A 16,716-nucleotide genomic window follows, 5' to 3' on the forward strand; every position below is an offset into this window, starting at 1 on the left:
CCAGCTCAATGTATTGACTGTTCATTTTCAAAGTGTGGACGATATCTTTGTGTTAAAAAAGGCCACGGTTATTTCACAGGCATTTCACATGTCCTGACGCAAAATCCACTTATCAAAATTACAACGAATGTATTTAAGGAGTGGACATGGGTGTTAAGTTAGACGTACGTCAATTAGATCACACCATTAAGTTGGTAAACGGTGAGCCATTACACTTGCTAAAAGCGGTTTCAATGTCTGTAGAAGCAGGAGAGCAGATTGCTATTGTGGGAGCTTCTGGCTCAGGGAAGTCAACATTGCTCTCTTTACTGGCAGGGCTTGAGACGCTGCAAACTGGGGAGATCAGCTATCAAGAAAGAAATCAGGATGTGGCTGAAATTAATAGCGTTTCGGGCTTTGTGTTTCAGCACTTTCACTTATTACCAGAGTTGAATGCACTGCAAAATGTGGCGTTGCCCTTATTATTACGCGGTGAAAAAAGTGCACAGCAACAAGCTCTTGAGAAATTGAAGCTCGTACAAATGGAAGCGCAAGCACATCAGCCGGTTACCAAGCTCAGTGGCGGAGAGCAACAGCGCGTGGCGATAGCGCGTGCACTTTGCAGCGAGCCTCAAATTATTTTTGCAGATGAGCCGACCGGCAACTTAGATAAAAACACGGCTGAGCAGGTTTTTTCACATATGCAAAATGGAGCAAGGTCGACAGGCACCACCATGGTCGTGGTTACTCATGATCTGAATTTGGCAGCAAAGTTAGACAAAATCTATCATCTTGAAAGTGGAGATTTAAAGCTATGATTGACGCGCATATCATAGATGCTGAGCGCGAGTCCAAACTTAGCCTGAGTCGCTCTAGCATAATGCTTATCAAAATATTTCTTTTGCAGGTTCGTCAAGGCAAGCACCTTGTTACTTTATTGAGTTTGGCTTTGCTCTTTTTATATCTAAGTCTGACAAGTTTGCTTGGACAAGGTGTAGACAAATATCTTAATCACAATCTGCAAACCATGTTGGGTGCAGATACTCAGCTCTCAGTAACTCGTGATTGGCACGATTCTGAAACGCAATGGGTGACTAATCATGCTAGCTCAAAGACATTTATACAAAGTTACCAAGTGACACTAAGCCAAGGCGGTGCTTATAGTCATGCGAAATTAAAAGCGGTCGATAGTGCTTACCCATTAACTGGACAAGTGACTATCTCAACCAATGAGCAACTTACTACGTCACAGATATCTAAAGGGCCGGAGCTCGGGGAGATCTGGCTAGAACCGCATTTAGCGCGAGCGCTTGATGTACGCATTGGCGATGAGATCCGTTTAGGAAGTGAAACCTTGATTGTGAGCGCACTTTTACTGAATGAGCCTGATAGGATCATTCAAGGTTATAGTAGCGACAGGCGAGCATTGGTGTCCGAGCGGAGCTTGGTCGCACTCAACATGCAGCCAGAAGAGCGTCAGGTTTTGGTCAATCACGATAGCGATTTTAAATCAACTCATCTCAAACAACTGCAGACAAGTAGCGCCGACTTAAAGGTTACCAGCAAGCTGCTGAATAACTATCCAATGGCACATGCGTGGCAAAGAGTACAAAACTTCATGGGTCTTATTAGCTTTGTCATCGTGCTGCTGACATGTTTGTGTCTGTGGTTGAGCCAAAGAAGTCATATAGAGCCAATACAAGGCGTGTTAGCGGTTATGTTGGCCAATGGCGTGAAACGCCAGCACGTACCTCTGTTAGTGATGGTCTTAATGATCGGCATTTTGTTGCTCAGTTTTGTACCAGCCCTATTGGTCGCAATGATTGGTGCAACTTTTATTGAGCAGTTAATCCAACAGAATGTATTTGAGACTTTTGAGCTGATGTGGGGAGTGACTGGAATAGGTCATGCGCTGCTAATGAGTGTATTACTCTACTGCCTGCTGACAATTCCCAATTGGATTAAATTACTTAAAAGCACTGTGCGGGACCTATTGGAAAAACGAGAAGATGGTGCTGTTGCTTTTGTTGTTAGCGGCTTGTGTCCTTTGCTATCACTGTTGGCTGTTGTTTTGCTCAATACCGACAATTGGATTTTGACTGGCTTGTTATTGGCTGGGCTTGGGGTCTGCTTAGTGTTGTTACTCACCCTAACTTGGGGAATACTGAGTCTTGCAAATCGCTGCCTGGTTGGTAGGGGTGGCGTGTTTGCATTTGTATTGCTTTTGATGAAACAGCGGATGAGTGTAAAAATCATCCAAATTCTGGCTCTGGGACTCAGCGCAACACTCTTACTATTGTGTCTGAGGGTCGGTCAAGATGTAAATCGGGTGCTAGATCGAGCGCTGTTTGAAGATCAAGGTAATGTATTTGTCACACAAGCTAATTTCACTCAAAAACAAGCAATTTCTCAATTCTCTATACAACATGGTGGTGAAGTTAAGCAATTTAAAGCATTTCAAAGTGCGAGAGTAACCCATGTGAATGACGTATTGCTGGCACAAATAGATGCGCCATCAAGTGACTCTAAAACGCGTCTCGAGCGTGATATCAATTTACATTGGCAAGTAAGTCAGCCTGACAATATCAATGTTGTCAGTGGGGAGTGGCAACCATCGAATGAACAAGGTTTACCGTCAATTTCAATGGAGCAAGAGGTATTCGATGAGTTAAATCTTGCGTTAGGAGATGTGTTGACCTTGCAAGTGGGCACACAAAGCCAAAAGTTTAATATAGCATCAGTGCATCACTACCGCTCTGGCTCCGACATGATCACATTTTGGTTTGTGGTTCATCAGGATGCTGTGCCGGTTGCGAGTGAGCCGACTCTATATATGGGCAGTGTAGATTTACCTCAATCAGGTTTAGATAGCTTAGGTAAGATCTGGCAAGCGCATCCTAGTATTCGTATGTTGCGGGTCGAAGAATTGATTTCAAGAGTACGTAATACTGTTCAGACATTTATGTACTTGACGCTAGCATACGGAATATTCATCGCAATAATGAGCAACTTGCTTGTGGTTGCTTCCATACAGACACATTTGCAGCGCGACAAACTGAAAAACGGCTTACTGTTAAGTTTTGGCCTGACAGAAAAGCAGGGGCGAAACATGCTGATCACGGAGTGGGCAATATTAACCGTGATACCTGTAGCATGTGCATTGGCTTCAGTTTATCTGTTCATTGGTCAAATTTATCAGCAGGGTTTCGGCCTCGCATATCGACCTAACGACTTTATGTTATTCCTTGAGTCAGTTGCGATAGTGATGACAATTGCTTTGGGTGGAATATGTCTTAGCCGAAAGCAGCTCAAGCAAAGCGTTGTTACCCTGTTAGAGCAGCGCGGTTAAATACAAATTTTGCAATGTAGCAAGCACGCTACATTGCAAATCTTCTTTTCTCCCTCAAAATTAGCCACTGCCTCGCCAACCCAGCTTAAGAGCAAGTCTATGCTCGCTTCTTTAAACATGCTTTGTTTACTCATCAACTAGTCATTTATCCGCAAATCATCGAGTGACCTGCTCCATTGAATTGAAATCTTACAGTTATTATTTTGTTGCAAAAATTTTATTATTTTAATGTGTTGGCATATTGAGGTGTTCATTCCTTAATCGGCAATGGACAGAAATTAACAAGGAAAAAACGTAGTGATTAATTATGAAAGCTAAAAATGTGTTAAAGCAACTCTATGCATCAGGCATTGAGTTGATTCTTGAAAACGAGCGACTTGTCACTAAGTCAAACACTCCTCCCACCGACAAACAAGCTACATTGATAAATCAATATGAACAGCGGCTAATCGATTACATTAAGTTGCAAGATACTCATTGGCGAACGCGGTTGTCTGGGTATGAACCTATGATTCTGCATAGCATGTGCTTGCCTTGTGAGCAGCGAGGAGTGTTTACTCAATACTGGCAATATAGTGAGTTAAAACAGCCGAAAGTCAGCACAAAACAAGCACAGTTCCTATTACAAAGCCGGGTTCTTTACGCGTTAAATCAGGCACTTTCAACATATTCAGGCCAAGCTGATAACCTAGTTAAAGTGTTTTTACCAGAGGACTCAGCCGATGGCTTTCAAGTATGTCCTGTCCGAAGTACCGCACAGGGAAAGTCATTAACGCTTGAGCAATTTACCAAATTATATCGTCAAGATATTGAAGTTGGATACTTAGATACAAGCGCTTTGAATTCCTACAATCTAGAATCTGAATGTGAGGTGGTATGGCAGGGTTTGCAGGAAGCGGAAAATCACTCACCGAGCCTCACAGAAAAACAAAAAATAGGTATTGATATTCGGCTTTTAGATCGAAAAGTTGTTTTCACGTGGCGCTGGAATGGCCAGCTAATAAGTGAACGGTCCGTTAAAGTTATCTCAGAAATCTTTGCGTCTTATCTAGTGGGAACGCCTGCCAGCATCCCGGAATTTTCAGCAATAAAAAACAGCTATCAAGAAGATAAAAGTGCTTTGCAGTTATTTGCTCAGGTTTCCTCGCTTTATTCCGATAAAGTGGCTGTGCGCTGCCAAGAGCGGCAGCTAACATATCGGGAGCTAAAGCAGCAGGCAGAAAGTATTGCGGCTTCATTGCAATCAGCTGGAATGCTCGCTGGGGACCGTATTGTAGTGATCCTGCCCCGCAATATAGACCTTTTACTGGCAATAGTGGGGATATTATTTACGGGGGCTGTGTATATCCCTGTTTCTCCAAAAGAGTCTGAAGAAAGAGTAAACACTGTTGTTGAACAAAGTGGCGCCAAGGCAGTGATCTGTCTTGATTTCAAATCGACATTGGTTTGTCGGCAGTTTACCTTAGAGCAATTGCGTTCGCGTTCGGATAAAGCTTATCAAGGTGCAGAGGTAGCTGCTGACAGCCCTTTTTATATCAACTTTTCTTCGGGCTCGACGGGAAAGCCTAAAGGGATCGTGTGTTCACATCAAGGGATCACGAGGTTAGTCATTAATCCAAACTTTACTGTGCTCGATGAGAACACCAATATGCTGTGTATTGCCAACCAAAGTTTTGATGCGTTTGCGTTTGAAATATGGGGGGCTCTGCTAAACGGTGGTTGTCTTTATATGCTGGAAGAGGCGTGTGTAACACCTGAAAATCTAGGCACATTGTTTAGCACGCAGGTTAATACCTGCTTTTTAACGGCCGCATTATTTCATACCCTAGTCGACATTGACCCTTGTCTGTTTTCTGGATTAAAGCAATTACTGGTCGGGGGGGACGTAGTATTACCCTCAAAGGTAAAACTGGTGTACCAAAACAATTCAGATATACAGATTGTAAATGCCTATGGCCCTACAGAAAATACCGTATTTACAAGCACCTTTTTAATTCCAAAAACTTGGTCGAGCAACCAGCCATTGCCCATTGGACTACCGATTAATGGCACTGCGGTAGCCATCGTGTCTGACAAAGGGGCGTATTTACCACATGGTTGTGTAGGTGAGATCGTTACAGCAGGTTCTGGACTGGCTTTAGGATACTTGAACAAATCACAAGAGTCGGGGCGGTTTGTCTCGATGGACTGTGGAGACAAGCCACTGCGGGTGTATAAAACTGGCGATTTGGGCTTTATTGATAGCCAAGGGGATATACGGTTTATTGGCCGACGAGATGCGCAAGTGAAAATTAACGGGTATCGAGTAGAGTTGCAGGCGATAGACCAAACGCTAGAGGCACTTCCAGAAATAAAGCAAGCACATACACTTGCCATTGCGGCTGCAAATGGACATAAGCTGGTAAGTTTTATTCAGCTTAATGAGCCTCACCATCAAAACGACGCAAATTGTGAGAGTGTGCTGGTGCATTACCTTGAAGCAGAGCTACCTGCGCATATGGTACCGAGCAGTCTTTGTTTTATAACTCACATTCCACTGACCTTAAATGGTAAATTGGATAAACAGTCTCTCATTGAGCTGTTTACCCAACAAAGCCAATCACAATACGTGGCACCAACCACGCCTTTGCAAATTGAGCTGTGCAAGTTATTTGCGCAAGTATTACATGTCAAACGCCTCGGTATCGCGGACGATCTGATTCAACTGGGGGGAAACTCGTTGATGTTTCTTCGCATTTTGGCAATTTGCAGAGAAACGTTGCAACTGGAGATCACCCTAAATGAGCTATTACTCAACCCAAATATTGCAGCGATCTCGCACTTGGCACGTCGTAAAAATACGCCTTCTATCACAAAAGCAAGTGAGCAACAGCTGTCATTTGCCGAGGAGCGTTTGCTTTTTATTCAAGGAATAAAGGAAGCCGAATGTGCTTACAATGCGCCTTTTTTGTTTGAACTAAGCCCCGAGTTTGATTGTGATAAATTCCTGTCTGCGTTTGAGCAAGTCGCTGCGCGACACACTATTTTAAAAACCCAATATCGTTGGAATGACGCGCGGCAAGTATACCCGAAAATATCAGAATCTAAGTATGCGTTGCACCATGAAAAAGTGGATTCAGAACAAGCGCTGCAAATGCGTCTCAAGTATTTTGCCAATGAACCTTTTGACTTGAGCGAGGAATTACCTGTTAAGTTCGTGCTATTGGAAAAAACTGACAGCCGACAATTACTGCTCAATATTCACCATGTTGTGATTGACGGCTGGTCGTTGAACATTCTGTTCAATGAGTTGACATATTTTTATGCGGGTAAAGGGGAGGTATTACCACTTAAGATCAGCTATAGAGATTATGCCAGTTGGCAACGTGAAGAGCTTAAAGGAACGACAAAAGCGGATTTAACCGCTTTTTGGCAAAGGTATTTGGCTGGAAATGATACCTTGTTATTGCCCTATGATGCACCAAGAGGGAAAAGCTTTGATTACAAAGGTAAGAGTCAATACATCAAGTTAGATAAGTCACTTTCTCAAGCCCTTCGGCAAAGTGCAAAAGCCCATAGCACAACGCTGTATCATGTGATGTTAAGCACCTTTTTTGCTCTGAGCCACAAACTTTCTCAGCAACATGATTTGATCCTTGGTACGCCATTTGAAAATAGATATGAACCTGAAACACAGTCATTAATTGGCTTCTTTGTTAACTCCTTACCAATCCGAGTTGTATTGCAAAATGACGATGTCTCATTACGAGAGTTGCTTCAACTGACAATTAACAGTGTTTCTGAAGTGCGTGAACACCAGGCGTTGCCACTCAATGATATTGTACAGGCGACAGGCACTGAGTTTGACGCATCTCGCGCGCCCTTATTTCAAGTGTTATTTAGTGTACAAGCATTTTTAGCTCAAAAAGACCTGCCCTCTGGAATGACGCTTGAACATGTGCGTGCTTATACGGCCGCTAAGTACGACATGACCATTCTTATCGATGACAGCAAAACAGAGATCGAAATAGATTGGAACTACGCAAGTGCCTTGTTTAAGTGTGAATCGGTGACGCGTTTTGCACAAATGTATAAGCGTGTATTGACGCAGTTTACAGAGCAGCCAAGCACAAAGCTCAGTGAACTCATTGTCATAGATGAAAAAGAACAGAGGTTGCTTTTAGATGTATGGGGCAGGCCACAGAACTCAAAGCCTCTGCGCCATTTATCGTTGCCAGCATTATTTGAAGAACAAGCCAATATTCATCCAGAACAAACGGCACTGAGGTATAAAGGTGAGTCACTGAGTTATCATCAGTTAAATAGCCGGGCAAACCAGCTTGCACACGGCTTACTGGCTTGTTTTAACCGTAGCTATTTACCACAGCAGGCACATATTGCGGTATTTAAAACTCGCGGTATCGACATGGTTGTCAGTGCGCTTGCGGTCCTTAAATTAGGTGCGGCTGTGGTTATGGTGTCACCAGACTACCCACAACATAGGATTGACACTATGTTGCAGGACTGTCAGCCTCTTTGTGTAATCACCGACGAACATCATGTAGATAAGATCCGCGATTTGGGTTGCGGTTGCGTTATTTTCCAGCAAGTTATGAGTAAGCAAAACTTAGCTCATAATCTAGCGTCAGTTGTAAACCTTGATACCATGGCTTATGTGATTTACACGTCTGGCACAACGGGGACTCCGAAGGGAGTGAAAACATCTCATCGTGGTGTGGTGTCTCTGATCCAAAATAATGGATATGTTGAATTCTCCTCTCAAGATCGACTAGTTCAGCTAGCCAATCCGAATTTTGATATGGCTTTATTTGAGACTTGGGGCGCGCTATGTCATGGTGCAACTTTGGTTATTCCCGAGCAACAGCAACCCAGTTTCGAGGATATCCGCGCATTATTGCGGCGTGAATCAATAACGATATTGTGGCTAACTACGTCGCTATTTGATGGACTACATAGCTATGATCCCAGTTGTTTTGCGAACCTAAAGTATCTGATTTTTGGCGGGGAAGCAGCTAATTGTGATACTGTCGCTAAATTGCAGGCATCTGAGAGTTGCCCTGAATACTTAATAAATGGATATGGTCCATCTGAAAGTACCATTGTGACGACGCACTGTTGTCATGGGTTTACGGGGACTAATGTACCTATTGGAAAACCTGCTAATTCGCGCAACGTCTATGTGCTGGATAGGCATAAAAGACCAGTACCAATAGGGGTGATCGGAGAGCTCTATGTGGCAGGGGAAGGTGTTTCTGACGGGTATTTAAATCGCCTTGAACTTACAAATGAACGTTTTTTGCCTGATCCGTTTAGTGACAGTGAAGATGGCAAAATGTATAGAACTGGGGATTTGGTACGTTGGCGATTAGATGGAAACCTTGAATACTTAGGACGCAATGACAATCAAGTTAAAATCAACGGTTATAGAATAGAGCTTGGCGAAATAGAAAACGTTTTATTGCAAAATTCGGACATCAACAGTGTTGCGGTTGTTGATGTAGAGCACCACGGTCACACATATTTGGTCGCTTATATCTGTAGCACTAATCAACAGCTCTCACTCAATGATGTTCGCAGCAATGCGGAGCAGCAGCTTCCGAGGTTTATGCACCCCAGTGAATATATTCAAATTGATAGTCTTCCCTATACATTAAATGGAAAGTTGGACAAAAACCGCTTACCCAAGGTCCATTTTGAATCGCAACGCAATTACGTAGCACCAAGAGATCAATTTGAATTACAGCTATGCGCTTTATTTAGGCAGCTATTGGGAGCGCCTAAAGTAGGCATAGATGATGACTTTTTTGAACTGGGTGGACACTCTATGTTGGCGATGCAATTGGCACACAAGATAGAACACTTAACCGGACAAGCCTTTTCATTACGGTCATTATATAGCCACAGAACCGTGCGCCAGCTGTCAGAGTTCAAACCCAAAACGAAGCGTTTTGTTGAGCCTTCGCAATTTGCATTGCCTGTACATTTATCTCCGCTCAAGCGCAATATAGAGTGTGTACAAACGATATTCTTAACGGGTGCCACTGGATTTGTTGGACGTTATTTATTGGCACAGTTACTTACTGCTCCCGATGCAATAATTTACTGTCTAGTGAGAGCATCAGATAGCATACATGGCAAAGCGAGAATAGAGCAGAGCTTAAAGCAGGCTCATTTGTGGCGCGACGAATTTACAGGTCGGATCAATGCGGTTGAGGGTGATTTATCACAAGCAAAGCTGGGTATGAGCGAGCAAAGTTATACTCGTGTTGCCGAACAAGTTGATTTAATTATCCATGCGGCGACGTACATGGATCACCTAGCACAATTTGAGCAAATGAAACCAGCTAACGTTGATAGTACGATAGAACTGATCACCTTGCAGCAGCACCGAAAGGCTAAGCGCTTACTGCACATTTCAACGACCGCGGTACTTAAACAGCGAGAAGTTGCAGATGAACTAACACCTTTGGAGCTACAAAGTCACACAGCGTGTGAGGGATATGTATCCACTAAATGGGCATCAGAGTTGCTGATTAAGCAAGCCCAGCAACGTGGTTTTGACATCAGTGTGATTCGATTGGGGTTAATATCTGGATGTGTTAATACGGGCTTAAGCGACCACGAACAGTGGCTAACCATGTTGATGAAATTAACCTCACACCTTGGGCTGTGTTTTGATGATAAGCGTTTTCAAACGAGTATTATACCTGTGAACTACGTTGCACAAGCCATTGGTACCTTGATATACCAATCAAAGCTATTACCGGTGTATCATCTATCAAACTCTCGAGAGCTCTATTTTGTCGATTTGGTACGCGCGCGCAACAAAGTACTTGAAGCACCTATCACACTGACCAGTTATAAGGACTTTATCGCGGCATTAGTTGCACTCAAAGAAACAGGAAAAGCAATCACCGGAGAGTACTTGTTTACTGATGATATGCGGCAAGTATCAGCTGAGCATCATAGAGAGGAGTCGAGTGTTTTCGCACCAATTGATGCTACTAAAACTTGGCAGTCGTTGGAAAAGCTCAATTTGCCAATGCCAGCGTTGACGGACGTGATGATAGCGCAATATTTCGATGCCATTGAAAGCATAGAATAAAAAAGGACCTTTGGGTCCTTTTCTAGATGGGGTAGCTTGGTTTATTTGGTAGCAATTGGTGCTGGTACTTTTTTAAACTGATAGCCAAGTCCGTTTAACTTTCCAGGCTGGCTAAAGTCAAACACAGTACCAATGCCTCTTCCATATCCTTGTACCTGTAGTAAGTTGTCACCCACTACCTTTACTGTACGAGTAAAGCCATGTTTAACCGAGACAAGCACTAAGGCTTGCAACTCTGGCGCGTACTCTAAGATAAGATCGCCGAGTATCGGGTTGTCGGACTGGATTTGATAGTACCCAAGTAACTGCTCAAGCTCTGGGGTCAACTGCGTAGTTACGAGCTTGCTAAATACGTGTGCGTAATCCTTTCCATCATAAAGAAAGCGAACTCCTTCAATGGCCTCGGTCGGCTTTATTTTTATATCGTAGTCTATTCCCTGAACTTGATAAGTTTGCGCTGCTACTTTTTTGAGCGGCTTATAGCCGAACCCTTCAGAGAAAACACTAAACTCGCCACTTGGATTTTGCTCGATAAATACACTGCTTGTGCCCACATAAACACCAGCTTCCAGCGTTTTACGGGACTCATCTAATTGCGGCGTTGATGTGTGCTCAAACGGGCCTGGTGCCTGTTGAGCCACCATGCTCGTTACTGCTTTGGCAATGTCTTCAACCGCACTTGCACCTACTCTGTTATTAGTTGTGACAAACACGCCAAAGTTTAATTCAGGTACTATGTACATTGAACTTTCATAGCCCTGATAACTACCATCATGATTGATAGCGATATGGCCGTTAAATGGCTCAATGAAGAAGCCCAGCCCCATTTGGTGGTCGCCATCTAGCTTCACGTGTTCATTTTGGACGTCGCGAACAGTTTTAATCAAAGATGCGGGCAAAATTGCATGGCTGTTGTAATTCCAGCTATCTAATATTGCCTGCATGTAGCGCGCCATATCATTACCAGTAGAGATCATGCCACCTGCTGGGGTTGTTAGTGCCGCATATTTTGGCTCAATTTGTGTGCCGCTATAACTTTCAGCCATCTTTGTCGGTAACGGCCCGTTTGGCAGATGGCTTAAAGTAGAGTCCATACCGAGTGGAGCAAAAAACTCTGATTGCAAGTATGCTTGCCAACTTTGCCCACTAACTCTTGAGACCAACAAACCTGCAAGGGCAAACGCATTATTGTTGTATGCTGAGATTGTGCCTCGATCCCAAACCAAGTATTCGTCGCTAAGCAACGCGGCCAGTAAATCTAGGTCTTGATCTGGCGTAGTCGTTGGTTCATCACCCCGATACCACCCCGAAGGGATCCCACTTTGATGGGTAAGCAAGTCACGTACAGTTATTTTACCATTGTTGTTTGGCAATACCTTAGGCCTGAAATCCGGTAGGTATTTGTAAACACTGTCATCAAGAGATAACTTACCTTCATTAACGAGCTTTAAAACAGCAAGAGTAACAAAGGTTTTACTGATCGAAGCGATCCTAAACTGGGTATCTGACGTCACAGGTTGTTGTGTCTGGGTATTGGCGAACCCAAACCCTTCCAACAAAATTGGCGTGTTGTCTTTAACTACAGCAATTGAAATTCCAGTGATTTTTTCTTCTGATAGCCTATTTTCAATTTGCTGGGTTATCTGGTTCAATTCAGGCTGAGTCAGTGCTAGAGCAGAGTGAATGACCGTAAAACCTGCGAGAAAGGTTGAGAGCAATGCTATTTTTTTCATGGTTGTCCTTAATTTATCTTGGATTGAGTTAGGCAGCTTAGATAGAGTAGCTAAGCAACTCTATTTGTAGACGATTTAGGGACGTTTAAAATTAACTCAGGGTGCCAATTAAAGTAAGCACAATTGGGCAAGCCAATAGTTTTGAAGCTAAAGGCTAGGTCATTTTGCATTTTGAGAAAAATTTCTATTTTGCGAATTGCAAATTGCAAAATAGAAAATTAATTACTGAATTTTCGCATTTTAGAAATACTGATTTCATTGTTCCAATATTACGGTCAGATCTTTTTTTGAACATTTCTATTCAACCAATTCAACAACTTAAAATCAGAAAGTCGCCATATATCGAATTCACGAACTAAGGACGTGAAATTGACACATAAATGCTTGTTGTGGCTAATTCATGACTAGATGGCAACGAACACATATAAGACAAATTTAACATTACTAGTTTCAGTAGTTTGTGGAATCAAATATTTTAATGGTTCGATTTTTGCGTATCAGTAAGGTAGTAGAAACGACTGATGGTGTGTTGATGAAAAAAACAGACAAATATTTTAGCAAGTTTGGGGTGGCGCTTTTATCTCTGGCGACAAGCTTTACTGTGTTTGCGGATGAAAACACCTGTTTAGATGGACTTTTTGCGATTGACAGGTTTTCGGGTGATGACCACAGTGCCATATATCACATAGATACCGATGCTCAGGTTAGTAGAGAAGTGCCAGGTGCTACATTTGCATCGAGCAATATTGCAGGACTGGGTGAGAAGCTATATACCATGCAACGGATCGACAGCGACACAAACGCGTCTAAGCTGTATGAATTTGATATGCAGTCAATGCAGCAACGTGAGATCGCGGACACAACAAGCTTTCCGATCAAGCGCTCGGCGGTTTCTCCATCGGGAGACTATTTATTAGCGACCAGCCAGACTTATATGTACCAATTTGACTTAACAACTGGAGAAAAAACAGTTTTGGGAAAAATGAAGTCTGGCAGTGCAACGTATGATGATTTTGATCATGGTGATATAGCGTATTCAGCAGATGGCAACTTCGTATATGTACTAAATGCAAAGGCACTTTACGTACTTGACGAAGCAACCATGACATTAAATGAAATCGGTGAGCACAACCTTCATTGGGCGTCGGGCTTAGCGGTTGACGAAAATGGCACCATCTTTGTCTCTGCTAGAAACAGTGGTGAAAACGCAAAGATATATACACTGGACGGACAAACTGCCCAAGCCACCTATGTTATGGATGGTCCAGCACACATTGCAGATTTAACCTATGTTCAAGGCTGTGGTGATACTTTACCTGTGATAGCAAACGCGCTCCAAAAAGAAATCGACAAGGCCAATCTATTTTGGCTAGCGAACGGAAACAGCAACAAAGTAGCGAATTTAACGGGCTTTAAAGACGGGACTTTTAACTTTAATGATCTAGGGTTTCCTGTAGAGTCGAAAGATAAGTTAAACAAACACAATCGTTTTACTAAAAATCCCAATGCCAACCGCTGCGCACGGATGTGGAACAACTTTTTAGAGCATCAATACACACTTAACCGTAATGGCAAAGGCAGAAAAAAAGCAGATGGCAGTACCAAGTGGTACTTTTCTACCGAGACTGGTGAGTATAAGGTGATAAAAGCAAGCAAAGGTAGCTGCCACTATGGTTATGCTTCTGGGGCACCGGGTAAAATCATATACAATTCAAAAACAGGCATTGTGTCTGTTCAGTAACACACTCTTTGAAGTCTCATCAGGGTAACGCAGCGCTTTCGCTGCGTTACTTTTTTGGTTAGGGTTTTTAAGCAAAAGATTTACAGCCTAACATGCAACCTTTTCCCTTTAAGGCATGTCTTAATTTTAATCTATGCGCAGTCCCCGTCTGACTGTACCTGGCTTTTACTAATTTGAGGATTGTCATGCAGCTCACTTTATCAGTTATTTTTGTTGTTTTTACATTTGGCTCACTGAAAGCGTTTGGCACGACAAGTACTGAAGTACAACACTTGCTTGCATTTATTGAAGCTGCCAATTGTCAGTATGAGCGCAACGGCACAATGCATAGTGCTCAGGATGCAAAAGCTCATATATACAAAAAATACAATTATTATCAAGATGATATCAACTCAGCGGAGGACTTTATACGGTTGGCAGCAACTAAAAGTAGCCTCTCAGGCAAGCACTACCAAATACACTGCCCAAATAAACCAGTAACAAAAAGCAGTGAATGGTTGCTAGCGGAGCTTGCGAAGTATAGAGAGGAATAGCTCTTTATAAATGAAAGCTCTTAACTCAGGAGTTTATATTTTTCTTGCGATACCCTAAAAATGAATATGCATTTTAAAAGTGATATTTATAAGGGTGTTCTCACCGTTTTATTTTGAAAAGTGGAAATGGAGGTTTTTTGGAATAGAAAATTCTTTATTTTAATTTAATAACTTTGACCTTTTTATGATCAGATTACTGTTATCTATAATAATTTAATAACATAAAAAACCAACTGTTAATGATTAAATTATTCCAAGTGCAAGTTGTTTCCATTATAATACATCTTCAATTTAGAGCTTTGTATTTTAGAGGCTTTTAAATATATAAGGTACTTTCAAGCAGCTAGCGACGTGATACGTGGCTCATCAAAGTTGCGAGCCTTGCCAAACGCAGTTACCACTAGTCTTTGTGACTAAAAAACACATTTAATCGAAATAAATAGAACCGGTTTAAGGATCACGTGAGTGATTTTTACCGGTTGTAGCGTATTTCAGTCATTGTTAACTTAGGGATGTAATAAACACAATATGGCATTAAAAGACTTGTCAATTTCTAAACAGATCGGCTTAAGCTTTACGTCGGTATTTTTGGTCTTCTTGGGTGTAAGTTTGGTGACTTACAACGGACTAAAGGGGATCAGTGAGGACCTTGGGTTCATAGTACAAACGAGTATACCGTCAGTTGAAATCGTTAAAGATCTGCAAATAGAGCTGACCACCATTAGGAAAGATGAATTTGGTGTTGCCACAAACCCAAACCATCCAGAGTTGGACGAATGGTTAGTCACTTTGGATAAGTTAAAGTCAGGTATTAATAGTAAAATATCGGCCTATAGTAAATTAAACGTCTCGGATCAAGAGCGTTTCCAGTTTGATGCGTTTGAACGCGCGTGGCGAAAGTATGCGTCAGCGACGTCGAGTTTTAATCGATTAGTGCGCAGTGGAGATGTGACTAAGGCAAACGACATTGTGCTCAATAGTTATACTTTTTTTTCAGATGCTATGGAAGAGCTCACTAAACTTGGCAAAATAAACAGCGACAATGTTGGTCAAGCAGAAACATCAGCGATCCGTGCCGTTGGCACCGTGATAACTGTGATTGTAATTTGTGCTTTGATATCAGCGGTGATGATCGCTTTGATTTGTTTTGTGCTCAGTGGTGCAATCAGAAAGCCATTGGAAAAGGCGAAGAATTTGGCTGGTAATATCGCCAATGGTGATTTGAGTTCAAGAATTGATACTCACGATCTAAGCGAAAATGAGCTAGGGTCATTGCTACTCTCTTTAGAGAGAATGCGTGAGCAGCTAAATAGTCTTGTGGTTAAAATTAATGACAGCGCTATCCAATTAACAACCGCAGTGGAAGAGGTCAATATGATCTCTGCGCAAAATGCCACGGGTATGCAAAACCAACAAAATGAGTTGCAATCAGTCGCGTCTGCAATGACAGAAATGCAAGCTGCAGTATCTGAAGTTGCCAAAAGCACGGAAATGGGGGCCGAGTCGGCCAATCAAGCCAACATGAAATCACGTGAAGGGAGCGCTGCGCTTAAAAGTAATATTGTACAGATCTCTAGTGTCGCAGACACCGTAACCCGAGCGGGTGACCTTGCAGAAAACCTCGAAAAAAACTCGCAAAATATCAATGTCGTCGTTGATGTTATCCGAGAAATTGCTGAACAGACGAATTTACTGGCATTAAATGCAGCCATTGAAGCTGCGCGCGCTGGTACACAGGGACGAGGCTTTGCCGTTGTTGCTGATGAAGTACGTTCATTAGCGCAAAGAACGCAAGATTCAACAACTCAGATTGTCGAAATTGTGAGCGATTTGCAATTAAAATCAAAAGAGACGGGTGAAGCTACCAGAACGTGTCAAAAGGGCATCGACGTGTGTGTTCAACAAACTGAAACCGTGAGCAACACTATCACGAAAATCGAGCAAGAAATTGACAGCATAGCGGCGATGAGCACGCAAATCGCGGCTGCCTGCAATGAACAATCAGTGGTTTCAGAAGAACTAAATCGCAATATCGAGAACATTAACGTAGCGGCTATTGAAATGACAGAAGGTGCAAATCAAACGTCACAAGCCTGTCATGAAATCAGTGAACTTGCACATGGCCTAAAATCAAGTGTCGAGCAGTTTAAGCTGTAAATTATACCCTTTATTTAAAACTGGAATCGTTGAAGTAGCACTTTAGTTGAAAAAACTAAATGTTGTATATTAAAATCGACTCAGTAAACTAATATTTATGAAGCGAACTTATATGGTTC

At 42.5% G+C, this 16,716-nt stretch carries 7 protein-coding genes; 6 read left to right on the forward strand and 1 reads right to left on the reverse strand.

Annotation, left to right across the window (positions count from 1 at the left end; all coding sequences use genetic code 11):
- The first annotated feature begins 146 nt into the window (after positions 1–146).
- The 3 genes from J8M00_RS00130 (at position 147) to J8M00_RS00140 (ending at position 10,433) form a co-directional block, all read left to right on the forward strand.
- Positions 147–797 carry an ABC transporter ATP-binding protein gene (locus J8M00_RS00130; protein WP_211008356.1) on the forward strand — a complete coding sequence of 217 codons (651 nt, stop codon included), beginning with the start codon at positions 147–149 and terminating at the stop codon, positions 795–797.
- Positions 794–3,328 carry an ABC transporter permease gene (locus J8M00_RS00135; protein ID WP_211008357.1) on the forward strand — a complete coding sequence of 845 codons (2,535 nt, stop codon included), beginning with the start codon at positions 794–796 and terminating at the stop codon, positions 3,326–3,328. The genes J8M00_RS00130 and J8M00_RS00135 overlap by 4 nt, the downstream gene beginning before the upstream one ends.
- 307 nt (positions 3,329–3,635) lie before the next feature.
- Positions 3,636–10,433 (forward strand): non-ribosomal peptide synthetase, encoded by a 6,798-nt coding sequence (locus tag J8M00_RS00140; protein WP_211008358.1) that lies wholly within the window; start codon positions 3,636–3,638, stop codon positions 10,431–10,433.
- Between the two features lie 41 nt (positions 10,434–10,474).
- Here J8M00_RS00140 and J8M00_RS00145 read toward each other — a convergent pair whose 3' ends face one another.
- Complete coding sequence (locus J8M00_RS00145; RefSeq protein WP_211008359.1) at positions 10,475–12,166, reverse strand: serine hydrolase domain-containing protein; 1,692 nt, start codon at positions 12,164–12,166, stop codon at positions 10,475–10,477.
- Positions 12,167–12,698: 532 nt separating this feature from the next.
- On the opposite strand from J8M00_RS00145, the gene J8M00_RS00150 reads away from it, so the two are divergent.
- From J8M00_RS00150 to J8M00_RS00160, 3 genes are all read left to right on the forward strand, one after another.
- Entirely contained in the window at positions 12,699–13,907 is a 1,209-nt protein-coding gene (locus J8M00_RS00150) for a YncE family protein (protein WP_211008360.1), read from the forward strand.
- A gap of 185 nt (positions 13,908–14,092) precedes the next feature.
- The gene (locus tag J8M00_RS00155; protein WP_211008361.1) at positions 14,093–14,440 is read left to right on the forward strand and encodes a DUF5329 domain-containing protein; all 348 of its coding nucleotides are present in this window, start codon (positions 14,093–14,095) and stop codon (positions 14,438–14,440) included.
- A gap of 528 nt (positions 14,441–14,968) precedes the next feature.
- The gene (locus J8M00_RS00160) at positions 14,969–16,597 is read left to right on the forward strand and encodes a methyl-accepting chemotaxis protein (RefSeq protein ID WP_211008362.1); all 1,629 of its coding nucleotides are present in this window, start codon (positions 14,969–14,971) and stop codon (positions 16,595–16,597) included.
- Positions 16,598–16,716 lie beyond the last annotated feature (119 nt).

It is taken from the genome of Pseudoalteromonas luteoviolacea (assembly GCF_018100925.1).
In the GTDB taxonomy this organism is placed as follows: domain Bacteria; phylum Pseudomonadota; class Gammaproteobacteria; order Enterobacterales; family Alteromonadaceae; genus Pseudoalteromonas; species Pseudoalteromonas obscura.